At 38.8% G+C, this 26,874-nt stretch carries 25 protein-coding genes and 1 tRNA gene; 6 read left to right on the forward strand and 20 right to left on the reverse strand.

What is annotated here, in order from left to right; all coding sequences use genetic code 11:
• Positions 1 to 64 precede the first annotated feature (64 nt).
• The 14 genes from paaE to alaS form a co-directional block, all read right to left on the reverse strand.
• The gene (paaE, locus tag EZL74_RS12140; protein ID WP_131476887.1) at positions 65 to 1,138 is read right to left on the reverse strand and encodes a 1,2-phenylacetyl-CoA epoxidase subunit PaaE; all 1,074 of its coding nucleotides are present in this window, start codon (positions 1,136 to 1,138) and stop codon (positions 65 to 67) included.
• A gap of 115 nt (positions 1,139 to 1,253) precedes the next feature.
• On the reverse strand, positions 1,254 to 1,832 hold the full coding sequence (locus EZL74_RS12145) for a TetR/AcrR family transcriptional regulator (RefSeq protein WP_131476888.1): 579 nt from the start codon (positions 1,830 to 1,832) through the stop codon (positions 1,254 to 1,256).
• A 45-nt stretch (positions 1,833 to 1,877) separates the two neighbouring features.
• Entirely contained in the window at positions 1,878 to 2,525 is a 648-nt protein-coding gene (locus EZL74_RS12150; RefSeq protein WP_131476889.1) for a response regulator transcription factor, read from the reverse strand.
• A 1-nt stretch (position 2,526) separates the two neighbouring features.
• Positions 2,527 to 4,305 carry a tetratricopeptide repeat-containing sensor histidine kinase gene (locus EZL74_RS12155; RefSeq protein WP_240034597.1) on the reverse strand — a complete coding sequence of 593 codons (1,779 nt, stop codon included), beginning with the start codon at positions 4,303 to 4,305 and terminating at the stop codon, positions 2,527 to 2,529.
• A gap of 224 nt (positions 4,306 to 4,529) precedes the next feature.
• The gene (locus EZL74_RS12160) at positions 4,530 to 6,440 is read right to left on the reverse strand and encodes a tetratricopeptide repeat-containing sensor histidine kinase (RefSeq protein ID WP_131476891.1); all 1,911 of its coding nucleotides are present in this window, start codon (positions 6,438 to 6,440) and stop codon (positions 4,530 to 4,532) included.
• 52 nt (positions 6,441 to 6,492) lie between these two features.
• Positions 6,493 to 6,771: a hypothetical protein gene (locus EZL74_RS12165; protein ID WP_131476893.1), complete on the reverse strand. Its 279-nt coding sequence runs from the start codon at positions 6,769 to 6,771 to the stop codon at positions 6,493 to 6,495.
• Positions 6,772 to 6,807: 36 nt separating this feature from the next.
• A complete protein-coding gene (locus EZL74_RS12170) occupies positions 6,808 to 7,308 on the reverse strand; it encodes a hypothetical protein (RefSeq protein ID WP_131476895.1) in 501 nt (166 codons plus the stop codon).
• Positions 7,309 to 7,341: 33 nt separating this feature from the next.
• Positions 7,342 to 7,884: a DUF6252 family protein gene (locus tag EZL74_RS12175; protein WP_131476897.1), complete on the reverse strand. Its 543-nt coding sequence runs from the start codon at positions 7,882 to 7,884 to the stop codon at positions 7,342 to 7,344.
• An 89-nt stretch (positions 7,885 to 7,973) separates the two neighbouring features.
• On the reverse strand, positions 7,974 to 9,389 hold the full coding sequence (locus tag EZL74_RS12180; protein ID WP_131476899.1) for a TolB-like translocation protein: 1,416 nt from the start codon (positions 9,387 to 9,389) through the stop codon (positions 7,974 to 7,976).
• A gap of 66 nt (positions 9,390 to 9,455) precedes the next feature.
• Positions 9,456 to 11,297: an outer membrane protein assembly factor BamB family protein gene (locus EZL74_RS12185; protein ID WP_131476901.1), complete on the reverse strand. Its 1,842-nt coding sequence runs from the start codon at positions 11,295 to 11,297 to the stop codon at positions 9,456 to 9,458.
• Positions 11,298 to 11,324: 27 nt separating this feature from the next.
• Positions 11,325 to 11,696: a hypothetical protein gene (locus EZL74_RS12190; protein ID WP_131476902.1), complete on the reverse strand. Its 372-nt coding sequence runs from the start codon at positions 11,694 to 11,696 to the stop codon at positions 11,325 to 11,327.
• Between the two features lie 75 nt (positions 11,697 to 11,771).
• Positions 11,772 to 12,725, reverse strand: a complete 954-nt coding sequence (locus tag EZL74_RS12195; protein WP_131476904.1) for a GSCFA domain-containing protein — start codon at positions 12,723 to 12,725, stop codon at positions 11,772 to 11,774.
• A gap of 67 nt (positions 12,726 to 12,792) precedes the next feature.
• The gene (locus tag EZL74_RS12200; protein ID WP_131476906.1) at positions 12,793 to 13,584 is read right to left on the reverse strand and encodes a hypothetical protein; all 792 of its coding nucleotides are present in this window, start codon (positions 13,582 to 13,584) and stop codon (positions 12,793 to 12,795) included.
• A gap of 195 nt (positions 13,585 to 13,779) precedes the next feature.
• Entirely contained in the window at positions 13,780 to 16,416 is a 2,637-nt protein-coding gene (alaS, locus tag EZL74_RS12205) for an alanine--tRNA ligase (protein ID WP_131476908.1), read from the reverse strand.
• 277 nt (positions 16,417 to 16,693) lie between these two features.
• Between alaS and EZL74_RS12210 the strand changes: the two genes are divergently transcribed.
• From EZL74_RS12210 to EZL74_RS12230, 5 genes are all read left to right on the forward strand, one after another.
• Positions 16,694 to 17,674: a M23 family metallopeptidase gene (locus EZL74_RS12210; protein ID WP_131476909.1), complete on the forward strand. Its 981-nt coding sequence runs from the start codon at positions 16,694 to 16,696 to the stop codon at positions 17,672 to 17,674.
• A 52-nt stretch (positions 17,675 to 17,726) separates the two neighbouring features.
• A complete protein-coding gene (locus EZL74_RS12215) occupies positions 17,727 to 18,059 on the forward strand; it encodes a MerR family transcriptional regulator (RefSeq protein ID WP_131476911.1) in 333 nt (110 codons plus the stop codon).
• 65 nt (positions 18,060 to 18,124) lie between these two features.
• Complete coding sequence (locus EZL74_RS12220) at positions 18,125 to 18,718, forward strand: LemA family protein (RefSeq protein WP_131476913.1); 594 nt, start codon at positions 18,125 to 18,127, stop codon at positions 18,716 to 18,718.
• Positions 18,719 to 18,727: 9 nt separating this feature from the next.
• Positions 18,728 to 19,165 (forward strand): TPM domain-containing protein, encoded by a 438-nt coding sequence (locus tag EZL74_RS12225; protein ID WP_131476915.1) that lies wholly within the window; start codon positions 18,728 to 18,730, stop codon positions 19,163 to 19,165.
• Positions 19,165 to 19,974, forward strand: a complete 810-nt coding sequence (locus EZL74_RS12230) for a TPM domain-containing protein (protein WP_131476917.1) — start codon at positions 19,165 to 19,167, stop codon at positions 19,972 to 19,974. Before EZL74_RS12225 ends, EZL74_RS12230 begins: the two co-directional genes overlap by 1 nt.
• A 66-nt stretch (positions 19,975 to 20,040) precedes the next feature.
• Here the strand turns inward: EZL74_RS12230 and EZL74_RS12235 are convergent, their stop codons facing one another.
• Positions 20,041 to 22,824 (reverse strand): outer membrane beta-barrel protein, encoded by a 2,784-nt coding sequence (locus EZL74_RS12235; RefSeq protein WP_131476918.1) that lies wholly within the window; start codon positions 22,822 to 22,824, stop codon positions 20,041 to 20,043.
• A 101-nt stretch (positions 22,825 to 22,925) separates the two neighbouring features.
• Positions 22,926 to 24,236: a ribosome biogenesis GTPase Der gene (der, locus tag EZL74_RS12240; RefSeq protein WP_131476920.1), complete on the reverse strand. Its 1,311-nt coding sequence runs from the start codon at positions 24,234 to 24,236 to the stop codon at positions 22,926 to 22,928.
• A 92-nt stretch (positions 24,237 to 24,328) separates the two neighbouring features.
• Between der and EZL74_RS12245 the strand changes: the two genes are divergently transcribed.
• Positions 24,329 to 24,832, forward strand: a complete 504-nt coding sequence (locus tag EZL74_RS12245) for a cation diffusion facilitator family transporter (protein WP_131476922.1) — start codon at positions 24,329 to 24,331, stop codon at positions 24,830 to 24,832.
• Here the strand turns inward: EZL74_RS12245 and era are convergent, their stop codons facing one another.
• From era to EZL74_RS12265, 4 genes are all read right to left on the reverse strand, one after another.
• Entirely contained in the window at positions 24,833 to 25,723 is an 891-nt protein-coding gene (era, locus tag EZL74_RS12250; protein WP_131476924.1) for a GTPase Era, read from the reverse strand.
• Positions 25,724 to 25,841: 118 nt separating this feature from the next.
• A complete protein-coding gene (locus EZL74_RS12255) occupies positions 25,842 to 26,120 on the reverse strand; it encodes a GIY-YIG nuclease family protein (protein WP_240034598.1) in 279 nt (92 codons plus the stop codon).
• A gap of 23 nt (positions 26,121 to 26,143) precedes the next feature.
• A tRNA-Met gene (locus EZL74_RS12260) sits at positions 26,144 to 26,216 on the reverse strand.
• A gap of 336 nt (positions 26,217 to 26,552) precedes the next feature.
• On the reverse strand, positions 26,553 to 26,874 hold a 322-nt coding region (locus EZL74_RS12265), incomplete at its 5' end, for an integrase core domain-containing protein (protein ID WP_204745140.1).

Genomic DNA, 26,874 nt, shown 5'->3' on the forward strand with positions numbered 1-26,874 from the left:
AGCAGTTACCGTGTAACGCGGACAGCGGGAACAGGGTTTCTGAAACTGCCCGAGCCATTTGCTCCTACAATCCGAAATCGACCACCACTTTTTTGGATGTCGGCACGGCTTGGCAACTCAGCACAAAATTCTTAGCCACCTCATCGGGTTCTAAGGAATAGTTGAGTTTCATTTCGACCGAACCGTCAACCACTTTGCAACGACAGGTGCTGCACACTCCACCCTTGCAGGCGTAAGGCAAGTCGGCTCCAGCGGCAATGGCTCCGTCGAGAATGTTATCGAAATCTTCGCCCATAACGAAGTGGAATTCCTTACCTCCATCAATAATGGTGACTTCGGTTCCTTCGACTTTTTTCTCTACTATTTTGCTGATGCGCTGTTTGTCTTCTTCGGAAAGCCCGGTGTTGAATAATTCGTAGTGAATTTTGGCAGCCGGCAATCCTTTGACTTGTAATGCATCGCGTAACAGGAAAATCATTTCTTCGGGACCGCAAATGAAGCATTCATCTGTGGTGGGAATGTCGATGATTTTATCGGTCAGTACTTCGATTTTTTCATTGGTAAATCTGCCATTGAAAAGTTCGGAAGCGCGATGTTCTTTGGTTAGGAAATGGAAGATTTCAAAGCGGTTGAAATATACGTTTTTCAGTTGCTCGATTTCTTCTTTAAAGATAATAGATTTTACGGTTCCGTTCAAATAAAATAATTTAAACGTACTGTTAGGCTCTGCGGCCAAATGTGTTTTGATGATGGAAAGTATGGGCGTAATTCCGCTACCGGCCGCAAACGCGATGTAATTTTTGGCTTTTGTTGAATCGACTTCGGTGAAGAATGTACCATTGGGCGGCATTACATCTAAAACATCTCCTTTTTTCAGCGTATGGTTGACAAAAGTGGAAAATAAACCGTCGGTAATTTTTTTGACGGCCACCTGCCATTTGTTCTCCAAAGGACTGGAACACAAAGAATACGAACGACGTACTTCGGCACCGTTTATGGTGGTTCGCAACGTTAAATGCTGTCCTTGTTTGTATTGAAATTCGGCTTGAAGTTCTTTTGGAATGTCAAAAGTAATGACCGAACAATCTTTGGTTTCTTTATAAATATCAGCAACTTTGATGCTATGAAATTTTGCCATAAATCTGATTTAAAATAAAACTAACAGTTGTTAGTTTGCTATGCAAAATTAAGTATTATTTATTAAAACGGAACTACAACGTTTGAAATTTTAACAGCTTAAAGAGGGTTCGCCATTAATGTATTACAATTCCGTTTAACAAAACCTGAATCATATTAGAAGTTAAGGTTTTAGAGTCGGGACTTTTTTTCTTTCCGTACCAAAGATACAATGTTCGCAAAGTGGAAAGTATGGAAAAAATAATCACCTCGAGATTGAGGTTTTTGATTTCGTTATCGGCGATCCCTTTTTTGATAATGGTTCGGAAATTTTCTTCGTATTCTTCGCGCATTTTGATGAAATAAGCCAACTCGGTATCGGACAAATGCATCCAATCGTTGTTCAGGCAAGCTAAAGCATTGGCATCGCGCAAGGTAATATCGATGTGGAGCTGGATGATTTTTTCAATTTTTTTGATGGTACTTTCCTCAGAATGCACTACCTCATCCATGGTTTGGGTGAATTCTTCGGCAATTTCAACGATAATCAATACCAGAATTTCCTGTTTGGATTTGATGTGATTGTAAAGGCTTGCCGCTTTGATATCCATGGCCTGGGCAATATCGCGCATGGTTACGGCACTGTATCCTTTTTCTTTGAAGAGTTTGGCTGCTACCGTTATGATTTCCGTTTTGCGATCGTTGATTTTCGTCATAGTCCAAATATAAAACTATTTCCGAATAACCAACAACGGTTAGTTTTAAATCAGATTATTGTTTTTGGCTTTTTGAATGGCTTCGAGTTTGTTGTGGACCTGCAGCTTGGTGTAGATATTCTCAATGTGTTTTCTCACGGTGGATGGCGACAGGAATAAATTATCCGCAATAACGTTGTAATTCAACCCTTTGCTGAGTTGTTCGAGTACCTCAACTTCCCGAACCGTCAGTTTGATGTCTTCGTCACATTTTTGTTCAAAATCGACAGGATTGCGCAACAATTTTAATGTTTTCAGAGCGATAGAAGGATTCATGGCCGCACCGCCATTGAGCGTTTCTATAATTCCTTGATGCAGTTCTTTGGGATTGACTTCTTTCAGAAGATAACCGTCAGCGCCCGCTTTGATGGCATTAAAGATATTTTCATCGTTATCAAAAACCGTCAGCATGATAATCCTGATTTGCGGGTATTTACTTTTGATAATTTTGGTGGCTTCAATTCCGTTGCATTCGGGCATTTCTATATCCATCAGAATTAAATCGATGTTTTTGTTTTTCTCTAATTTTTGCTGCAAATCGCGACCGTCAACAGCCGTAAATTTTAAAACTAAATCTTCGAAAAAAGACAATTTTTCGGCTATTGCTTTCTGCAGAAAAACATTGTCATCAACTATGGCTATTTTTACTGACATCTTATGGCTTTTTAAAACACAAAACAATCGTAGTTCCCAATTGTTTCTGCGAAGTTATACTAATTTCCCCGTTTATTTCTTTAGCGCGTTTTTTCAGATTATTCATGCCGTTACCCAATAGCAGCTGGGTTTCATCAAACCCTTTTCCATTGTCTTTTATAGTGATACGGAACGTGTCATTTTCTTTGAAAACAGTTACCGCTATTTTGTTTGCCAGCGCGTGTTTGAGACTGTTGTTAATGGCTTCCTGAATGATTCGGTACACATTCATCCCTTCAATAGAACTGAAAACACTAGCCTTGAGCTGCTCATCGCATTCAAATGTAAACTCGATGCCTTGCGAAGCCAATTTGGCTTTTTCGATGAAATTGGATATGCGCGACTTCAGGTCTTCAAACGTAATTTCATCTTTATTCATGGCCCAAATGGTATCACGTAATTCGTAAATGGTTTCTTTGGTGAACCCGCTGATGGCTGTTAATTTTTCTTCCAGTTTTTCATCGGCTATGGTAAATGCGTACTTGAGATTATCCAAAGAGGAAATAATGAAAGTAAGCTGCGCACCGATGTTGTCGTGTAAATCTCTTGAAATTCTGAGGCGCTGCTCCTGTAGTTTATTTTGGGTTTCTATTTTGAGCAAAGCATCTTTCAGTTCGTTATCTTTTTGCAGTTGAATGGTTTTCAGTTTTTGTCGATTAAAAAATATAAAACCGATAAGGATAGCAAAGAGCGCTAACGAAAATGCTGCTAAAATCCAGATATTCTTCTCGGCAATTTGTGCCCTTTGTAACAGAATTTCTTTTTCTTTTTGTTCGGTTTCATATTGGGTATCTAACTCGGCCTGTTTGGTCCTGATGTCAGTATTCATGATGCTGTCTTTACTCTGCACGTGATTCTTGAAATGGAACAAAGCTTTTTTATAATCGCTGTTGTTTTCGTACACCTCAGACAAACCTTTATAATTATCTTCAAGCAAATACGGATAATGGTATTTCCGGCTCCAAATAATGGCTTTTTCAAAATAAACAATAGCTTCCTTGTCGTTGCCAATTTCTTTAAAATAATACCCATAAAAGTTCAGATTTTCAGCTATGCCAAAAACATCATTAATCCTGACCCGGATTTGATAGGCATAATCAAAAAGTTTTTTGGCCTCGGCAGGTTTCTTCTGCATCAATTTTACAAAAGCAATTTTATTAGCACTATACGGAATACCGATGCTGTCATTCTTCTTTTCCTTGAGAGCCATCGCTTTTTGATAAAAATATAAAGCGCTGTCGAGCTCCTTTTTCATTTCTTTTAAAACACCGTAATTATCGTAAAGCGAAGCCAAAACTCCTTCATCTTTTATGGCTTCGGCCATTTTGACACCCTTTTGCATGTTGTCCAATGCTTTTTGCATGTCGCGCCTTTTGAGTTGATACCCATATTCGCCATAGGCAGAAGCCAGTTGCCTAGTCAACTTTAGTTTATCGTACCAACGAATTGCATTGAGCATGCAACGGGCATTTTTATCGTATTTGCCCTGATAATAATAAACCAATCCGAGGTTGGCATAAGAATCGGCTATACCTTTGAAATAGTTGACTTTTTGGGCATTAATCAGATTTTGGGTAAACCATTTAATCGATCGTGGGGTATTGGCAATTTTCTTGTCGTACGGGAGGTTGTTGATTGAATCGATTTGGATTTTCGTGACTTTATTTTGAGCACAAACCGAGAGTTTGGACCAAACCAGAAAGATGAAAACAAAAATTATTTTTACTTTTCTAAAACTCACATTCAAATATTTATTCCATAAATTTAAGTATTTCAAATGAAAAAAAGTCCTTTCCAAACAAATTGATTTTGCTTGATAAATCAAAGTTTGAAAAGGACAACAATAAAAACAACCTGTTTTTAATTTTTGAAATCGTTCATGGATTGCTTTACAAATGTGCTGCCTTACCGTCAAAAAAAAAATACGACAGATGCCGTATTTAATTTGTTACCGTTAACCGGGAATTATGCTTTTCGATTGGGAATAGTAATAGTAATTATGGTGCCTTGGTCTTGTTTGGAATGAATTTCTATGGTACCTCCGACATCGCTGATTCTTTTTTTCATATTCGCAATTCCGTTGCCTAGTTCGACTTGTTCTGCATTGAATCCTTTACCGTTATCACGGACAGACATAACAATCGAATCGCCATCCGGTTGAATGGTAATATAGATGTTCGATGCTTCAGCATATTTGATACTATTATTTACAGCTTCCTGAATGGTTCGATAAATATTCATCCCTTCTAACGAAGTGAAAGCAGTATTTTTCAGAATAGGATTAATGTCGAAACCAAACTGTATTTCTTCTTTGGCTTCTCTGGCTTTATCAATAAAATTATGAATGCGGGTCTGCAAATCTTCAAACGAAATCTCGCTTTTATTCATGGCCCAAATCGTATCCCGAAGTTCAATTATCGTAGATTTGGCAAACGTGCTGATGTTGGTTAATTTGTTGTCGAGCCTGGCATTTTGCAAATCAAAAGCATATTTGATGTTATCTACTGATGATATGATGAAAGTTAGCTGTGAACCGATATTGTCGTGCAAATCTCTCGAAATCTGCAACCGTTGTTCCTGTAATTTATTTTGTGTTTCGATTTTGGCAATAGCTGATTTAAGTTCAAACTCCTGTTTTTGTTGTTTGTTTTTGAGTTTCTGACGGTAATAAATCAAATAGGAAACAATAAGAACCCCCAAGACGAGCCCCGCTAAAACAAGAGACTGAATGTTCTTTTTGCGGATTTCATTCTCTTTTTCCAGAATTTTTGTTTTTGACTGCAACAGTTGTTTTTCTTTCTTCTCGTTTTGGTATTTGGCTTCTAGCTCGGAGAAACGCTGTTCGCGTTCGACATCAAAAACGGAATCCCTGAGTTTGATGTAATTTTCTTGTTCCTGAACCGTTTTTTCCAAGTTGTTTCGCTTTTTCTCAAACTCGGCTTTCTGAAAATAATAATCTCTTAATTTTTCGGCACTATTGCTTTTTTTAGCATATTCATAAGCCGTTTTAAATAACTTTTCGGCTTTTTGAAAATTATTCAGTTGGCAGGCAATGGTAGCCAAATTGGTATAACAGGTAGCTCTTTCGTAGTAATAGTTAAAATCTCTCGTCTCATTGCCATTGGCAAAATTGACATCGCATATTTTAAGCGAAGTCGCAATCCATTTTTCAGCCTCTTTATACTTTTTTTGTTTCAGCAAAGTATTCCCGATATTGTTGTAGGTATCCGAGATTTCTAAAGTATCCTTTCCTTTGATGTATTTAAATACTTTTTTGTGGTAATACAAAGCACTGTCAGGTTTTTGCCAATCGTCGTAATTTATAGCGATAGCATTGAGTGTATTACTGATGTATTTTGGATCTGATTTTTTATTGGCCAACCATATATTCAGAGCTTTTTTACCATAGTAAATCCCTTTTTTATAACTTTCAAAATCGTGGTAGGTAAGCGATAAATTGGTATTGAAAAAAGCAATCCAATTTTGTTTATTAGCAGATTCGGCTAGTTTCAAACCAGCAAGTGAATAACTGATAGCTTTGTCGTACTGACCGTTTTTGCGGTATACTTTGGTTATGTTATTGTAAACCGTCAGCAGCGCGTCGTTATTGGCTGTTTTTTTTAATAAGGCAATGGCTTTTTCACCATAATAAATGGCGCTGTCGGGCTTGTTGTAATCACCGCATCGGGCATTTTTACAAAAAAAATATTCGGCTTCATCAGCCTGAGTTTTGATGCTTTTCTTAGCTATTTTAAAGTAATAATCCGAAGAGTCCTGAGAAGTATAGGCTTTAACGAGTAGCTTTCTAATTTCCTGCGCCGTTGCGGAAGAAATAAAGAATAAGATTAAGCAACTGTAAATTAGAATTCTTTTCATCTGAAGATTTTACATTATAAATATAGCATAAATGTTAAAATTTCAACACTGCTTATTTATTTTTCGCCTCCAATTCTTCAAACAATTGGTAATTCAGGTCGAAGATTTCTTTGCTGAGAGTTGCATTGACGGTCTTCATTTTTTGTTTTAATTCTTGTGTAATCAATAATTGATTGTTCTGAACCCGTTGCTCCTGACTGATATGAATAATAAACTCCTCCAATACCTGAAGCTTAGACTGGTATTTTGATCGATCTGTTTGAATTTTGTTTAACAGATAAACAATTAATATCAAAAAGAAAAGCGCTAAAAGAGTTACTATGTAAATCATCAAAAAAGTTCAAAACAATCAATTACAAATGATTTGCTATTGGTGGGTAATAGCATTAATATTGAGACTACCTTCGGTAATTGTTTTATCGGCAGTAGTATTATTGCCTACAAAATTGAAGGTGGCTACAATTTTATTGTTAATGGTATCACAAGTCGTAACATTTATAGTTCCCGAAGTGGAGTGAAAATAATCTCCGACAGCATCTGTTCCGTTGTTGGTGATATAAGTCAACCAGGAAGTACTCATATCAAAAGATTGTTGAGCGGCAAAACTTCCTGTCTTGGCCGGAAAATGAAATTCTACGATTTGGTTTTCTCCTTGAAATCCGTAAACGTCAATGTATCTTCCTCCCGCTACAACATTGGTATATAATGTTGCCTGAACGGTTCCGGCTGTTGTTGCAGTACCGTTAACTTTAAAGCTTAGCGGTGATGATGAACTGGGACCGCTGCTGCTGTCACTGCTGCATGAAGCATTCATTATCAACACCGTCAAAGTTAAAAGAGTAATTCCGATTTTCTTAAGTGATTTCATTTTGTATGGCATATTAGTTTTATCAAACATCGATTACAATACTAAACGAAATGAACCTTCTGTAACCGTTTTAGATCCTCCGGAACAGTCGTCATTTTCTTTAACTTCTTTTCCGGTAAAATTGAATACTCCCTCGATTTTTGTATCATCGACAAAAGTAATTTGCAAGGTTCCGGTGGAGCTGCTGCAAAAATTAGAACTGTAAGTCGCCGAAGAAAAAGTACTGGTATTAACTTCTATCAATGACAGCATTCCTACTACTACGTCTTCTGAATTGTTCGCACTTAAATCATAGGTTCCTACTTCTAAAGTACCGTCGAGCGCATAAATTTGAATATTAACCGATTTCCCATCCATAGAAACGCCCTGAACTACCAAGTTTCCGCCGTTGTAGCCACCATTGGCAAATTGACCTTCGGCCAAAACAGATGTTCCGCCAACTTTGGCTTTCACAAATGTACCTGTAGCCGGCCCGCTAAAACCTCCGCCTCCTGAACTATCACTGCTTGAACAAGAAGTTACCAAAACTGCTAAAGATACTAGCAGAACCATTCCGAATTGTTTACATGTTTTCATAATTATTTTAGTTTAAGTTATGTGACAAATTTGTCTTTTAAACTAATTGTAATCAATACGGCATGTGTCGTATTTAACAGTTATTTTCTTTATTCTTTCTGCTGGAGTTTTTCTTTAGCTATTGAAACTGCCTTAATGACCTGTCTGCCCTCCGACACACTAGTGAAGTACAACACTTCTCCTTTTTCATCATAAAAAGGATTACCGTCATATTCAGCACTGTTTACCTTACTTCCAAGGTTTATGGGTGTCGACCATTTTTTCCAAGTATCATCCAAGCGGTAGGAAACGTAGAGGTCATTATCACCAAAAGAACTGAATCCATCACTACTGAAAAGCAGGGTTCGCCGGTCTGACAACAAATACGGAGATGCTTCCTCGCCTGCCGAATTAATAACTCTTCCTAAATTCTGAAGGTAACTGTATGTCCCATCGTCTTTCCTGTTAGCCCAATATAAGTCATGACCACCCTGAGTCATATCGGTCTCAATACCCATAATCAGAATGGTGCCGTCAGCCGTCATGGTAATCGAAGAAGTATCGTCGTAATTGGCATAAGCCGCAATCTTCAACAATGCTGTTGACTGGTAATTTTTATCTAAAAACTCATAACCGGTTTCTGTAGTTCCTTTGGTGAAACTCTTCCCCCCTTTTAGCAGATAATCAGCCTGACAAGCTGCTATAAAATTGTAGTTGGCATTTGTATTCAAAAGATCGTTTTCCCTGACAGGAGTTGACCATTTACCGTTTTGTTTGACACAAGAATAGATTATTTCTTTTTCATTCGCCTGATCGGTAAAAAAGAGTTTTTGACCATTCTCTGAAACTACAGGACAAGATGGAACCAAATTACCTAAAGGAACTGTCTCAGCTTGGGGTAAATTTTCAAACACCGGCAGCGTGTTAATTTTAGCATCCAAAGGAACTTCGGAATCCGAAATACCGATAGCGTCAATTTGTTTTTGCCCGGGTAAAAGCGCAAAATTAAATTCAACCCGCACAGCTACTACGCCCGAAACTGCATTTTCCAAAATGGCATTTTCTATACCCGGATTGAGCACTTCGGGAGCTTCCTGTATTTTTCTTCTTTTGCGTTTAAAATAATAATTCCTGTCTGCCGGAATCACTGCCTTGAATGTGGGTGTCTTATAATTTACTTTTCTTGACCAAACGGTTTGGTATTTCCCCGAGCCTGTATCAACTCCTATCTTGACCACACAGCCGGCATTGAGATTTTCAAAAACCGCCACTTGTTTGACCGTTTGCGGATTTTCAAAACCAACTTCTACCCACTCATAGCCATCCAAGGCCTGTTTAGGCATCCAGGCGTTGGGACTCGGACCTCCTTGCGGAAAAGCATCGGGTCTTCCTAAAATTCTTTTGATTCCGTTTTGTTTTCCGCCCAAATCAGAAGAAAACTTCAGAACTTTAGCTGCCCATTGTACCTGTTGTGCCGCGGTTGAAAGTGAAACTAAACATAATAGTAGTAATATTGTTTTTTTCATAATCTTAAAAAGCTAAAAAAAGGGCTATAAAATACTCTATAGCCCCAATCCAAAAAACCACAATTATTAATTATTCACTTTGATTTTTTCAACTTTTCTGCCTTTAAAAGCAAAAATATATTCTCCGTCAGAAGTGATGTCGATACCGGCACCATATTTTGGACTTCCTCCTTTTCCTTTTGACTGCACCGAACCTTTGGTTTCTCCGTTAGTCATATCAATACCGTAAATGATATTTTTACTGTTTCTTTGATCTCTCAGGAAATAGTTATCTCCGATGTGGTAGAAATAATCCACTCCTTTTATCTTTTCAGAAGCATAAGCACGTGAGCCGTCTTTTTTGTTGTAAGCAGCCAATCCTTTTTCGGAAAGCACTACTACTTTATCATCAAAATCAATCACATCGGTAGCTTTACCTACTTTGGCGTCGTTGTGTTTTACATCGTACAATTGTTTTCCGCTGGCAATGTCATAGCTGTAAAATTCATCGCCATCACCTACAAATACGGTTCTATTGTCTTCCAAAATCAAATCAGTGATTCGTTTGTCAAATTTCTCCGAACGCCAAGCTGTAGTCCCGGTTTTATCATCTAAACACAACACCGAATTTTTCTGTGCTTTGTAATCCCAATAGATGTAAGGCACCCATTGTTTCATTCCGCCGCCGCCAAAACCACCCAAGGCTCCTAATCCACCGGCTACTCCTCCCGAAGTTTCTTCCAATCGGTATTCCTGTACTTGTACTTTACCTCCTACTTGTACTAAAATTTTATCTCCTGCTTTATAAATGTTCGGCATACAGAAAGCACCGGTTATTTTTTCAGAGGCCCAAATCAGTTTTCCTGAATTCAAATCGTGTTTTTCAACGTATTTAGTTCGGTCTCTTGTTCCTAAAATTACGATGTAAACAGCGTCATCAGTAAACAAAGGATCAGCTATAGTTCTGTATATTTTAGAACGTTTCCCTCCGCTGAATAATCCGCCATTGGCTCCTGCCATATCATTTTCATAATTGACATTCCATATTTTTTGTCCGGTGTTGTAATCGTAAACATTCATTCCGTCCAGATACATGAATATTTTATCCCCTTTAATCCACAAATCGATAATAGCACGACGGGTTACCAATTCTTTCTCAATGGTTCCAAGGAAAGTAGCATCCCAAAGTACTTCTCCATTGGCAGCGTTGATACGTACCAATTGGTTTTTAAACCCTGAGAACAAAGCACCCAGAGCCGTAGGCTTGAAATTCACCATGATGATTTCATTTCTTTTGGCGTCGTATACATATTTACCAACACCCCCTTTGAAACGGTTGGTTTCCCAAATTTTCTCTCCGGTATTGGCTTTCACCAAAATCACCGAATTTCGTTGAGAAATTAAAAAGGCATCCAATTCATCAATGTATTTCACGGTTTCCAATTCTCCCTGATCGGTTCCTTCTTCGGTTTTAGCACCGCCTTTCGGAATCAAGTCCTGGTATAATTCAGAGTTCCATAGTTCTTTTCCTGTGGCTAAATCAAGGACCGCTACACGGTCGGTACCCATACTTCTTCTGTCAAAAAGAAACAAATAACCACCTTTATCTTTCCAAATGGTGTATTGGTACTCAGAATTATTGGTTTTGTTGGTTGTCAATTTTTTATAGTCTCCACTCCAAACCGCTTTTCCTTCAGCGTTTAATACAGAAGCCGAGTTGTCATCGGTACCAATGATGTACTGTCCGTCTCCATCGCAAAGAGCTAATCTGGTAGCCTTGTTATCAAACTCTGATTCCCAGACTGTGGCAAAACTTCCTGATTTTTTTCCGGCCGATTTACCTTTGCCTAATAGTTTACCGAACTGGGCATTTGCCGGTAATGTGACAGCTAAAACCAGCGTCATCATTACTAAAGTACTTTTTTTCATATTCTTATTGTTTTTATTGTTAGGTTGCTAAAAGGTTGCGGTATAGCGTATTTTATACCGTTGTTGTTTTTGTAATTTGAATTGAAATTTGTGTTGCAGTATGTAATCCGACATAAAATTGATGAAGTCAATGTTTTTGATGTCGCTGTCAACTTTGAAGAATGAAGACACTTTACCATTTTGTACTACACCGATATCAATAACCATAGTTCCTTTGATATCAGGGAATTTCTTGTTCTTCTTTTTCAGAAAATCTTCAGCATGAAACACGTCATCAATTTCTTTGGTTACGGTGGCTGAAACTTCTTCTTCATCCGTAAGTACAGGCTTTTGAGCAAAAGCAGGAGTAGCACACAATACAAAAAGAAATGCTACCCAAACGGTTTTAAAAATTTTCATGATACAGGTTGTTAGTTACCCAGCAAACCTATATGTAAAACCCATGGGAGAAAATACGGCAAATGTCGTATTTTGTTAAAATTGCATGTGCGGATAGCGTTCTTGCAGCCTGATAATCTTTTGGTTAAGATTGTGCAAAAACTTCAAGTGATTTTCAGAATTGGGATTAAACGGGCGATGTGCCAGTCCTTTTTGCAGGGCATCAACTTCTTCCATTACAGGATAACTATTTTCTGTTATTTGGGTTTCCGCAAAACGTTGCCAAATGTAATCAATGGCAGTTGGATTGGGATGGAGCATATCTTCGGCATAAAAACGATAGTCGCGAAGCTCATCCATCAGAATCTCATAGCTGGGAAAATAATTAAAAGTCGAAGCCGTATTGGCAAATGAAAGATTATGAATAGCCGTGATTAAATGAGCCTTGCTGCGCTGATTTTCAACAAATCCGTCCTTAAGATGTCTTACCGGAGAAACCGTAAAAGTGAAGTGACAATCCGGATTTAATTTCCGAATTAAATCGATAGTATTTTGAATGGATTGCTCAATAACTGCTACTGAAAGAATCTCTTTATCGAATTGATTCTGCGGAACTTTATGGCAATTAGCCACTAACTGTTCGGTTGCCTTTAATTTGTAAACCCAAGAAGTACCGTAAGTAATAAGGATGTGTGTAGCATTAGAGATATGGAGATGCAGCTCGGTTACTTTTTGATTTAAGTTATTCAAAAAAGTGCCTTTATCGGGTTGGCTTAGCTCTGAATGTACCTCATAGCTGTGCCATAAATCGTTGTAAAAAAAAATGTCCTCATCAGTAAAAAACTCCTGATTTACTGCTCTCAACACCAATTTTTCAATAGAAACCGGATTGAAAATAATTCCAAAAGGATTGACCGTATTGCGGAATTTGAAGTACTCAAACTTGGCTGCCATGTTTTCGGCAAAGCAAGAACCCAAAGAAACTATTTTGGAATGATAATCAATGGGATTACCGTTTTTGGGAATGGGAACCGAGGTAGAAAACTGCATTAGTAATCAAATATTGTTGACACAACCCAAGTTGAATCATCATTAATTGTCACAAAGCTAACAGAAATTAATTATAAAAAAACTGTGATTTTGAATGATTTGAATTCTCTACTCCAAAAAACGGTTTTTCAGAAACAATTTCAACCGGATAATTTTCAGCGTCGTATTTGCAAACATGGTTGTAAAGATTGGCAGCCGAAATCACCTGATCTGTATCCATATACCGGATAGTCGATTCTTTGTAAATGGTAATAACGTTATTAGCAGAAGCCGCAGTAAATTGATCCAAAAGTTTATTAAAACCCAAAACATTAATCAATGGATTGTTTCTGGAATCGTATTGATAGGTTTGCACTTGTGTTGATATTATATTGATTCCGGCATCATCAAAAGTTCTCTCGTCTTTTACAAGATTACCGTTTTGGTAATACAAAACTCCGTGAAAAAGGACAATTTCATTGCCGTCATTATCTTTAGTGGTTTTTTCATAAGTCACTGTACCATTGGTATTGTGAACAAAATGCATTTCGTAATTTAGCGAAGAAACCACTTTTACCAACAAATCATTTTGATATGTATAATTTAAGGTATTTTGAACTAAAGTGGCATTATTAACCTCAACAACAGTAGTAATCAAATTGTTAGTATAAGTAAAGTCAGTGCTTTTGGCATCACTGTCAATGCTTACGATTTTATTTCCATCATAAATAAAGATAGCTTCGGTTGATGAACCGTCTTTAGAAACTTCAACTAATCTTTTAAGTAATTTTTTTTGATTGGAAGTACTGTCGCTTGAACAAGAAGTAAAGGCTAAAACGGCAACAGCAGCAGAGCAAAGTAATTTAATAACATTTTTCATAGTAGGCAATTTAAGGCATTGATAAATTGGGGATTCATCAAATGTAAGTCAAATGTAGAAAAGCACTCAAAAAGCAAAAAAGTAATTCGATATACGACAAATATTTCTGTTATATAGCACTTTACGTCCTGTATTGAAACAAAATACCCTTTCAATTCAGCATTGAAAGGGTATCGTTTTTATCTTTTAAATGAATTACTTCACAAAATCCACTGCCTTCTCAAGGGCTTCTTTGATTCCGGCCACATTTTTTCCTCCAGCCGTGGCAAAGAACGGTTGTCCACCGCCGCCGCCTTGGATGTATTTCCCCAATTCGCGTACCACTTGTCCGGCATTTAGGTTTTTGGCTGTGGTCAATTCTTTAGAGATGTAACACGTTAACATCGGTTTATCGTCTTCGGCTGTGGCCAAAACCAGGAATAAATCGGTTCCTAAAGTTCCCAATTCGTAAGCCAAATCTTTGGCGCCTTCTGGGTTCAAATCGACTTGTATAGCCAAGAATTTCACGCCGTTTATTTCCTGTAATTGGGAAGCCAATTCGCCTTTGAGGTTTTTGGCTTTTTCTTTGACCAATTGCTCGATTTGCTTTTTGAGTTTGGCATTGTCCTCTTGTAAAGACACCACGGCTTTCAAAGTGTCCTGCGGGTTTTTCAACGCTTCTTTGATGGATGCCAAAGCCTGTTCCTGTTGCGTAAAAAACGCTTTCACGGCATCGCCGGTAATAGCTTCGATACGACGGATTCCGGCGGCTACCGCTCCTTCGGAAACGATTTTGAAATGCCAGATATCAGCCGTATTTTTCACGTGTATCCCGCCACACAATTCTTTACTGTCGCCAAATTCAATCATACGAACCGTGTCGCCGTATTTTTCTCCAAATAGCGCCATAGCGCCTCTATCCAAAGCTTCTTGAATGGGAATATTTCTGTATTCGCCTAATTGCAGCTGAGCTTCAATTTGCGCATTGACCATCGCTTCTACCTGACGTAACTCTTCCTCGGTAACTTTCGCAAAATGCGAAAAGTCAAAACGCAGGTAATTCGGGTTGACCAACGACCCTTTTTGCTCTACGTGGGTTCCTAAAACCGTTCGCAACGCCAAATGCATCAAATGCGTCGCGGAGTGATTTTTGGAGGTTGCCGTTCTTAAATCGGTATTGACTTTGGCGACAAACGTTGCCGTTATATTTTCGGGCAGTTTTTGGGCAAAGTGCAGGATTAAATTATTTTCTTTTTTGGTATCGATGATCTCGATGGTTTCGTTGGCGGAAACCAACGTCCCTTTGTCCCCTACTTGTCCGCCGCCTTCCGGATAGAACGGAGTATTGTCTAAAACAATTTGGTACAACACGCCATCTTTTTTAGAATCGACTTTGCGGATGCGGGTGATGTTGACTTCGTTTTCGGTTTGGTCGTAGCCCACAAAAGTTTCTACATTCCCCGGAATCAACACTTGCCAATCTTCGGTAGATACTTCCGAAGCGGCACGGGAACGCGCTTTTTGTTTTTCTAATTCGGCCTCAAACTCCGACTCGTTGAATGAATAGCCTTTTTCTTTTAAAATCAGTGCGGTTAAATCTTTCGGGAAACCGAACGTGTCGTACAATTCGAATACTTTTTCACCTTTCACTTCTTTGCCGGTAGCTTCGGCTACCACTTTATCCAACAACTGTAAGCCTTGTTCCAAAGTTCTCAGGAAAGAAGCTTCTTCTTCGCGGATAACATTAGTAACCAATTGCTGCTGCGATTTGATTTCGGGAAAAAACTCGCCCATTTGGTCTGCTAAAACCGGAACTAATTTGTTGATGAACGGTTCTTTGGTATTTAAAAACGTAAAGCCATAACGAATCGCACGACGCAAAATTCTGCGGATTACATAGCCGGCTCCGGTATTGGAAGGCAATTGCCCATCAGCAATCGCAAAGGCTACGGCACGCACGTGATCAACAATAACACGAATCGCAATATTGATTTTGTTTTGTTCTTCGCTGATGTTTTTTACTTCGTTGGAAGTGTATTTTAAACCGGTGATTTGCTCCACTTTTTCAATTAGTGGGGTGAACACATCGGTATCGTAATTTGAGGTTACGTTTTGCATCGCCATACACAAACGTTCGAAGCCCATACCGGTATCGACATGTTGTGCCGGTAATTTTTCCAAACTGCCATCGGCTTTACGGTTGAATTCCATGAAAACGTTGTTCCAAATTTCGACGACTTGCGGGTGGTCGGCATTGACCAAACTTTTACCGGACACAGCGGCTCTTTCGGCAACGGTACGCAAATCGATGTGAATTTCTGAGCACGGTCCGCACGGTCCTTGGTCGCCCATTTCCCAGAAGTTGTCTTTTTTATTTCCGAGAATGATGCGGTCTTCGGGTACATATTGTTTCCAAATATCAAAAGCTTCTTGGTCAAACGGCACGTTCTCGGCCGGGTTGCCCTCGAAAACCGAAACGTACAAACGGTCTTTGTCTAATTTTAACACTTCAGTCAAAAATTCCCACGCCCAAGCCAGTGCTTCTTTTTTGAAGTAATCGCCAAACGACCAGTTGCCCAGCATTTCGAACATGGTGTGGTGGTAGGTATCAAAACCTACATCCTCTAAATCGTTGTGTTTTCCGGAAACGCGAAGACATTTTTGGGTATCGGCTATTCTTTTGCTTTTGGGCGTTCCGTTGCCTAGAAAGTACTCTTTGAATTGTGCCATTCCTGAATTGTTGAACATCAGAGTGGGGTCGTCTTTTAGGACAATTGGAGCCGAAGGGACGATTAAATGCCCTTTGCTTTCAAAGAATTGTAAATACGCTTTTCGAATGTCTTGTGATTTCATTTCGGATTGTTAGACGGTTAGATCTTTATATTTTTAGATTTAAAATGGTTTGCTGCTTAGCCCCGATTGGCAGTGCTACCGTGTAGCACCGAAAGCGGGAACATGGTTTACTTTTTGCCCGAGCGATTCGCTTCTGAACCTTGGGCTGCACCTGAGATAAGTTCGAACTTGAAACAGGTTCAAATTAAAATTTAGCGATTGACTGAAACATTTGCTAAATTTGTTCGTATAACCATTGTTTGCTTAAAACCAGCACAAAAATAGTATAAAATAAAAAATGGCGAAGAAAGTAAAGTATTATTTCGATCCCGAAAGTTTGGCTTACCGAAAAATTAAACCAAAACTATCCAAAAAACTGGGTTACATCGGGTTGTTTATTTTGGCTTCTGCACTTTTTGGTTTTTTGTGTTTTGTGGTTTTGTTGAATTCTTCCTTTTTAGAAACTCCGAAAGACCGTTTGCAGGCCCGTGAAATTGAGACCATGAAACTCAAGTACGCGATTTTGAATAAAAAAATGGATCAGATTGATGAGGTTTTGGGTGATATAGAAGATCGCGACAACAACATTTACCGGGCTTATTTCAATACATCTCCCATTCCGGCCGAACAGCGAAAAGCCGGTTTTGGCGGAGTAAACCGATACAAGGAACTGGAAGGCTTTGACAATTCGGAGTTGGTTATCAACACCTCAAAACGCGTAGATGTGATTTCAAAAGAGTTGGCAATACAATCTAAATCGTTGGACGAAATCCTGAAGTTGGCCAAGGAGAAAAATAAATTATTGGCTGCCATACCGGCGATACAACCGGTTAAAAACGAGCAGTTAAAGAGAATGGCTTCGGGATTTGGTTACCGTACCGACCCGTTTACCAAAGTGCGTAAAATGCATGAAGGAATGGATTTCACAGCTTCGACCGGCACTCCTATTTTTGCTACCGGAGATGGTGTAGTGGTGAGTGCAGACAATTCAAAGTCGGGCTTTGGAAACCACATAGAAATCAATCATGGCTATGGCTACAAGACATTGTACGGTCATTTGAGCAAATACAAATGCAGGGCCGGGCAACGGGTAAAACGCGGCGACATCATTGGCTACGTGGGCAGCACCGGAAGAAGTGAAGCACCGCATCTGCATTATGAGGTGCACAAAGACGGCAAAGTAGTCAACCCGTTGAATTTTTACTACGGAAATATTTCGGCGGCGGAGTACAACGTGATTTCGAAGTTGGCAAATCAGGAAAATCAATCACTGGATTAAGCTGAAAAGTGGCTTGTGGTCAGTTTTTAGTATTCGGTTAAAAAATACAATTATGCAAATAGAGCTAAAAGAAGGAAAAAGATATTACAGCATTGGCGAGGTGGCCAAAGCATTTAATGTAAACGCTTCCTTAATTCGTTTTTGGGACAAGGAATTTGACATTCTTAAACCGAAAAAAAACGCCAAGGGAAACCGGATGTTCACTCCGGAGGACGTTAAAAACCTGCAACTGATATACCACTTGGTAAAGGAGCGCGGATTCACTTTGGACGGGGCCCGAATTCATTTGAAAGAAGGACAGAAAAAAACATTAGACAAGTTTGAAATCATCAGCAAACTGGAAGGTGTGAAAATGCAACTGCTCAACATTAAGAATCAACTTTAACTGTTTGGTTTTTGTAACATTCAAAACAATTTAAAAACAAATAACAAATCTTAAATAAAACGAAAATGAACTTTAGAAAATTTTTACCTTGGATTATTGCCGTAGTTGTAATTTTTGGAATTTACAGTTGGGTGAAAGGAATTAACAATACCGCTGTTGAGTTAGGACAAACAGTAGAACAATCTTGGGGAGATGTGCAAACCTCCTACCAAAGAAGAAATGATTTAATTGGCAACTTGGTGAATACCGTAAAAGGAGCTGCTGATTTCGAGAAGAGCACTCTTACTGCAGTTATCGAAGCGCGTGCCAAAGCCACATCGGTAACGGTTGACCCGACTAATATTACACCGGAACAATTGGCTGCTTTTAACTCAGCTCAATCGGGAGTTTCATCAACATTATCAAGATTATTGGTTTCTGTGGAACGTTATCCTGAACTGAAAGCCAATCAAAACTTTCTCAAGCTACAAGATGAATTGGCCAGTACCGAAAATCAAATTTTAACAGCCAGAACCCGTTTTAACGAAGCTGTAAAACCGTACAATACACACATCAAAACATTCCCAAACAGCTTGTTTGCCGGTATGTTCGGTTTCAAAGAAAAAGCCTATTTCCAATCGGTGGAAGGCGCTGAGAAACCGGTAGAAGTAAAATTCTAATCAGGTACAATGTCTAAAGTAGAAGACTTTTTAACTCCGGCAGAAGAACAAGAAATCGTGAATGCCATTGGCATTGCCGAAAAAAACACTTCCGGAGAAATCAGAGTACATATAGAAAAAGAAACCGCTATGGCTCCCATAGACCGAGCCGTGGAGGTTTTCAATCAACTTCAAATGCACCAAACTAAGGAGCGCAACGGTGTATTGATTTATCTGGCGGTAGAGAGCAAACAGTTTGCTATTTGCGGAGATGAAGGCATTAATAAAAAAGTAGCCGCTGATTTTTGGGACACCACCAAAGACGTTATGCTGGCTCATTTTAAAAATGGTGATTTCAAACTGGGTTTAATTGACGGCATTCTTAAAGCCGGCGAACAATTGAAAACTCATTTTCCTTATCAGAACGATGACACCGACGAACTTTCCAACGAAATATCAAAAGGATAATGAAACAGTTATTTACCAAAACTAAAATCCTGACGTTTTTCGTTTGTCTTTTAGTAACCCAAATTGGTTTTGCGCAATTTACTATTCCGAAAAAACCTGACGTTCAAACTTCGGTTTACGACTATGCCAACTTATTAAGTGCTCAGGAGAAAACCCAACTCGAGGAAAAACTGATTCGTTATTCCGATTCTACTTCTACTCAAATTGTCGTAGCAACAGTGCCTACTATTAACGGCGAAGACATTGGTTTGCTGACACCCAAATGGGCTCACGAATGGGGCATCGGACAGGCCAAAGAAGATAATGGTGTTTTTATTTTAGTGGCTCAAAAAGAGCGCAAAATATGGATTTCTCCCGGTTATGGTCTTGAAGACCGTTTAACCGCAGGAATTGGCGGCGAAATTACCCGAAACATTATTATTCCCGAATTCAAAGCCGGCAGTTATTACAAAGGATTGGATAAAGGAGCTGACGCATTGTTTGATGTTTTTAAAGGAAAATACAAAGGCGAACGAAAAAAGAATAAAAAGGAAGATAATTTTCCCATTATCCCGGTTCTTATCATACTCTTTGTCATCATCATCATAATCATTAAAAACAAAAACAGCGGAGGCAATTCCGGCGGCCGTGGAGGTGGAATGGATTTAGCAGATATCATACTGTTAAGCAGTCTGGGTCGCGGTGGTGGCTTTGGGTCATCCGGAGGTTTTGGCGGTGGCTCCTCGGGAGGAGGTTTTGGCGGCGGCGGATTCGGTGGCGGATTTGGCGGTGGCGGATTCTCCGGAGGTGGTTCCGGCGGAAGTTGGTAAACTATCACATATGAAAACAAAAAACTCGTTCATTGGAACGAGTTTTTTTATTGTTGAAACACATGATTAGTCGTCTATGAATATACCTCCCTCTGATTTCTTTTTGCCTCCGAACTTTTCCAGTTTATAGGTCAAAGAAAACATCACGTATCTTTTTAAGACTGTATTTTCAGCATCAATAATAGCGGTTGAAGTTATGGTTCGCTTGCTGCTTAAATTTTGATCGAGCAGGTCATACACTTTAACTTTGGCCAGCATTTGATCTTTGAAAAAATTATAACCCAAACTCACATTCCATAAATAAAAATCTTTTTTAAAACCTTCGGCTATGCCTGAGTTGTACGTGTATCCAAAATCACTCCCAAAGACAACGTTTTTGGGAAAATAAGAGGTGATTTCAATTTTGCCATTGTGCTTAAACGTATTGGCATTATCAATGATGTAATTTTTATAATCGGTGCTGTTGTATGAATATCTGTAACTTGACGAAAGTGTAATCAATTTGTCGATGCTCCAGGTCATGCTTACTTTTGGGTTGGTTTCAACAGAACGGGATTCGTATAAAACCGCATTGGTTAAACCTTGGTCTAAATTGTAATTAAAATCGATACCGGTACTGAAACGCAGCATGCGCTTTTCTTTTTTAAACGATTTACTCCAGCTGGCACCCAAATATCCCATTATTCCTTTATCGACATTTTCATAAGTTGTAACCGATTTAAAATTGGCATCATAAACGGTGGATGACACTACCTCATCTTTGGTGAAATAAAACCCGGAGTACAAATAATAGCCCGAGCGGCTGGCATAATCATAATTGTTAAAATTAAAGTAAACATTATGACGCTGCACCGGACGCAGATTTTCATTTCCGACAATAGTATTGAGCGGATTAGATAAATTTTCCACCGGCAGCACCTGTACCGCTTCCGGAACTTGTGTCGTAAAGTTATAATTGGTGTAGATGGATTTTGATTTGTCTATATTGTAGCTCAAATACCCCTGAACTCTGGGAAACACATAGTTTTTGTTTCTGTTGGTTGTAGTTCCTAAATAATCAGACTGTGCATCAAACTTGGTAAATTCAGGGCCTATGTTGATTCTTCCGTTGATTTTTTGTTTACCGATTATAATTCCCGTAGAAGGAAAATAAGTAGTTACTTTAGCATTCGTTTGATTGGATTGTATGGCATTAAAATAGGTGTAATCATTAGTACTGTTATCAAAATCAAACGTAGCAAAACTATTTTTAGTTTTCCGATAGGTTACTTCCGAGGTCAGGCTCAGGCGCAGTGAATCGGTTAAGGGTTCTCCGTAGCGGACTTCCAGTTTCACGTAATCATTCCTGTCTTTTTCAAATTTGTTTTGCTTTCTGATGTCGTTGAGCGAATTATCGGCAAAAAGCGTAGCCGAATTAGTGCTCAGAAAGTTATCGCGTCGTTTAGCATCGGTATTAAAATTAATCACCATTCCTCTTCTCTTCTTTTTGAATTGCTTACTGAAACTAGCGTCGATGCCATAACGTGAATTTTCGTTTTCGGCGTAGTCATCATTGCTGCTACTGTTCAATTCGTTGAAAGCTTCATCGGTAGTTTGCTGCGAACTTTTAAATCTGTTTTTGGACAAACCTTTAATAAACTTGGGGCTAACAACCACCGTGGCTGATGAATCGACAGGAATTTCGAAATCAAAACTAACGTTGTGACTGTTGCTGATGCTGTTGGTTAAAGAAGACGAATTGGTAAACGTTCTTCCGGAAGGCAACAAATTGATTCTGTTGGTGCGGTTGGCATTTTCCGATTCGGCATTGGCAAAATAATAACTCCCGTTAACATCAACTTTTTTCATCCATTTATCCTGATAATTAGCCCCGACCAGATTGGATTTTGTGATTCCTTCCATCCCACCAAACCTCATGTCATTGATACCAAAAGATCCTCTTTCGTCATCATAATAAATCGAATTATTTCGGCCACCACCCATGTTGTCAAAAATCTCGTCCATCGAAAAACCTACCGAATTGATGTTATTGGACGAAGCTAACAAACTGATTTTGCGTTCGCCTTTGAAATAATTGAGCAACAAACTGGATTCATACCGTTTATCAGAGCCTTTGCCTGCCACCACTTTGCCGAATAATCCTTTGTTTTTATCTTCCTGTATGGTCAGGTTGATGGTTTTGTCCTGCGAACTCGAGGCCTCTCCCGAAATTTGTTCGGATTTAGTTTTGGTATCTACTACCTGTACTTTATCTATGATTTCGGCCGGGAGGTTTTGAGTAGCGATTTTGCCGTCTTTACCAAAAAACGGTTTACCGTTGACCAAAATATTACTTACCTCTTTCCCGTTAACTGTTATTTTACCTTCGGGAGAAATTTCGACACCGGGCAGTTGTTTTAACAGTGCTTCCACATTGGCATCGGCCCCTACTTTAAACGAAGAGGCGTTAAACTCTAAAGTATCTTTTTTGATTCTGATGGGAGGAATTTCAGATTTCACCACCACTTCATTCAGTTCATTGACCGCTTCCTGCAGCTCTATAACCCCAAAATCTTTATCAGCAGTCAAAGCCGTTATGTCTTCCTTAAAATCCTGATAACTGATATAGGAAACTTTGAGGTAGACTTCTTTTTGTAGTTTTTTTATTTTAAGCGAAAAGCCTCCCAGTTTGTTGGTAATGGTATAATCAACCACCGAAGAATCTTTAACTGAGGTAAAATAAACCGTTGCCGACTCAATAGGCAGTTTGGTTTTGGCATCGACGACTTTACCCTTGAGGGTAATAGTATTTTGGGCAAATGCTATTGAAGTACTGAAAAGAACAAAGAACAGCAGGAGTGATTTTGGCATAAAAAAAAATTAGCAGTTACTATTTGACTAAGAACAATAACGGCTAATTTCTGACTTTAGTATGTAATGCTAAAATTTTCTTACTTCATTTAACATTTTAATTATTTTTCTCTGATGTAAATATCAATCGGAACTCCTTTGAAATCCCAGTGTTCTCGAATTTTATTTTCTAAGAAACGCTTGTAGGGTTCCTTAACATATTGCGGCAAATTGGCAAAAAACACAAACTGAGGCGTTGGTGTTGGCAATTGCATGCAATATTTGATTTTCACGTACTTTCCTTTGAGAGCCGGTGGCGGATAAGCTTCAATGAGTTTCAACATATAGTCGTTGAATTTTGAAGTAGGGATACGCTGTTTGCGGTTTTCATACACCTTTACTGTTTCCTCCAAGGCTTTCAGCAAACGCTGTTTGGTTAAGGCTGAAATAAAAATAATCGGCACATCAGTAAAGGGTTGTAATTCTTCGCGAATTTTATTCTCATAATCGCGGGTTGACATGGTATCTTTTTCAATCAAATCCCATTTGTTTACTAAAATGATAACACCTTTTCGGTTTTTCTCGGCCAGCCAAAAAATACTTTGGTCTTGTCCTTCAAAGCCACGGGTGGCATCAATTAAAAGGATACACACATCCGAATGCTCAATGGCACGCACCGAACGCATGACAGAATAAAACTCTAAATCTTCTTTTACTTTGGCTTTTCTTCGGATTCCGGCAGTATCTACCAAGTTGAACTCAAAACCAAAGCGGTTGTATCTCGTATCGATAGAATCTCTTGTTGTTCCGGCGATATCGGTCACTACAAATCGGTCTTCCCCGATTAAGGCATTGATAAAAGAAGATTTTCCGGCATTAGGTCGACCCACCACACAAAATCTTGGTAAAGCTTCCTCTTCTTCGGTTACTTCGGGCAATTCGGGTAATACTTCAACCAGTTTGTCCAACAACTCCCCTGTTCCGCTTCCGCTGATACTGGCAATCGTATAATATTCGCCTAATCCCAAATTATAGAATTCCACTGCGTCTTTTTCGCGCATGGCATTGTCCACTTTATTCACAGCAACTAAGATGGGTTTGGTAACTTTTCGCAGCAGCTTAGCCACTTCGGCATCCATTGGGGTTATTCCCTCTTCTACATCTACCACAAAAATAATGGCATCGGCTTCATCAATGGCCAGCTCCACCTGACGGCGAATTTCTCCTTCAAAAATATCATCAGAACCTTTGATATAACCACCGGTATCGATTACTGAAAACTCTTTTCCATTCCATTCGCTTTTGCCGTAATTCCTATCGCGAGTTACCCCGCTGACTGAGTCAACAATAGCTTCTCTTCTTTTGATTAAACGGTTAAAAAAAGTCGATTTCCCTACGTTTGGTCTTCCAACTATGGCTACAATATTGTTCATAATCATTTTAAATATGGTGCAAAGGTAGTATTAAAGAGCACAAATTCAATTATTTTATTAATTTAGTGTGTATTTGCAACCCCTCTTCAAACATGGAGACTCACAACGACATACGCTTAAGACCTCGATTTTACAGAGATATCGATGAAGATATTGACACTGTCAGACAAAAGTTTATAGAATATGCCAAGCATGTTCCTCCGGGGTTTTTAATAAAAATCAGGCCCAACCATATTCAATTCAGCATACAAGGGGAGAAACAAAAATATTGGTCGCCTCATTTGTCTATTGAATTGGAGGAAAAGATTGGTAATGAAAAAAATGCCACTCACATCAGGGGGCTGTTTGGTCCGGCTCAGACTTTGTGGACATTCTTTGTATTCTTACACTTTATTATTGCCGGGATTTTTTTAGTATTTTCGATGTTTGCATATTCTAACTGGATGTTGCATCAGCCTGTCAAAGGCAATCTCATCGTAATTGCGCTGATGGTTATCAGTTGGATATTGTTGTATTTTATTGGGAGACAAACCCGCGCTAACGGCTACGGCCAAATGGAAGAATTGGAACGAGAATTTTATAAAATAATTGGTTAATTATTTTTGATTGTACCCAAAACGGCGCAACTGATAAGCGTTACTTCTCCAGTCTTTATTGACTTTTACATACAACTCGATGTGGATTTGTTTTCCGAAAAATTTCTCTAAATCGATACGCGATTCCATTCCTACTTTTTTCAGGGCAGCTCCTTTGTGCCCTATGATAATTCCCTTTTGGGTATCGCGTTCTACCATGATTACGGAGCGGATTCGGATGATTTTTTCGTCTTCCAGAAATTCTTCGGTTTCGATTTCTACCGCATACGGAATTTCTTTGTCGTAGTTTAAGAGTATTTTTTCACGTATGGTTTCGTTGACAAAGAAACGCTCGGGTTTATCGGTCAGTGCATCTTTGGGATAATACGGTGGTGACTGTGGCAACAACTCCAATATGCGGGCAAATACTTCCTGCACATTAAAATTTTCGAGCGCTGAAATCGGGTAAATCTCAGCATTGGGCACTTTACTTTTCCACAAATCTATTTGTTCCTCCAGCTGTTCCTGATTGGATTTGTCAATTTTGTTCAGCAGCAATAATACCGGAATTTTGGAATGGATGATTTTATTAAAAAAAGCATCGTCTTTTAATTCTTTCTCGCCTATTTCCACCATGTAAATCAATACATCAGCATCTTCAAAAGCCGATTTCACAAAATCCATCATAGAACTTTGCAACTCATACGCAGGCTTGATAATACCGGGAGTATCTGATAATACCACCTGAAAATCCTCGCCGTTCACAATTCCTAAAATCCGGTGGCGGGTAGTTTGCGCTTTGGATGTGATGATAGACAATCGTTCGCCTACAAAGGCATTCATAAGGGTTGATTTCCCTACGTTGGGATTGCCAATGATGTTTACAAAACCTGCTTTATGCTTTTGCTCCATACTGAAATGTGAAACAGAATTAAATTAAAAAAAGCCACCCAAAAAATGGATGGCTTTGAGTTAGTAGCGGGAACAGGACTCGAACCTGTGTCCGCCGCGGCGGATATGAGCCCGAAAATTACAATTGAGCAATAATCTCTTTTATAAACTCTCTTCCTTTACCAGCCTTTAAGATTTTTTCTCTTTTCAAAGCCTCAGATTTTGTTGTGAAAAACTCTACATGAACTACTTCCCATGGTCTAAATTTGATTGTGTATCCTTTTTTACTCAAATGATTATGAGATTTAAATCGTTCAATCAAATTGGAAGTGTAGCCTATGTAAACTTTGTTATGCTCCTTTGAGAACAATATATACACAACAAATTCATCCATTTCAATACAAAAAAAGCCACTCACACGGAATGGCTTTTTGGTGGTAGTAGCGGGAACAGGACTCGAACCTGTGACCTTCGGGTTATGAGCCCGACGAGCTGCCTACTGCTCTATCCCGCGCTGTTTCGAGTGCAAATATACAACGAATATCCAATAAGTCAAGTAAAAAGTTAAAAAAAACTGATTTACTGTGTAAATAAAGGGTAAGTGTTTGAGGTTTAACCCTGCTCTTATAATGCTTTGACTGTAATTAAAGGAATGCATTACCAACTTAAAAGACGCTTTGTTCTATTTTACATAATGCTTGTTTTCATACATTACTCATACACTATCTATGCCTTTGGTATGCTTTTGCTATGCTTTTGCTATGCTTTTGACCCGTCCTAAAATAACTATACAAGTTATTAAATAAATCCTATTATAGCTATACAAATATACTTTTTAATCCTAAAGTTGCTATACAATTGCTTTTTCATGATTAAAACTTCTATTATAGTTTTTCCATCTCTTGTTTAATATTTCTGATTGTAAATGTGCTTGGTTAGGGGTTAAATAATCACAACTGGCATGTGGCCTTAGTTCATTATAAGACTCAATGCTTTTACTTATTCTATGTTTTGTTTGATCAAAGCCTAACGAGCTACTGTAAAGGTTGAACTCTGTTTTAATGATGCCGTTAACTCTCTCTGCCAATGCATTTTCATAGGGATCTCCGTTCTCAGTCATACTTATAGCAATATTATTTTTCATTAATAAATCAACGTAGTTATGAGAACAA

It is taken from the genome of Flavobacterium silvisoli, from assembly GCF_004329815.1.
Taxonomy (GTDB): Bacteria; Bacteroidota; Bacteroidia; order Flavobacteriales; family Flavobacteriaceae; genus Flavobacterium; species Flavobacterium silvisoli.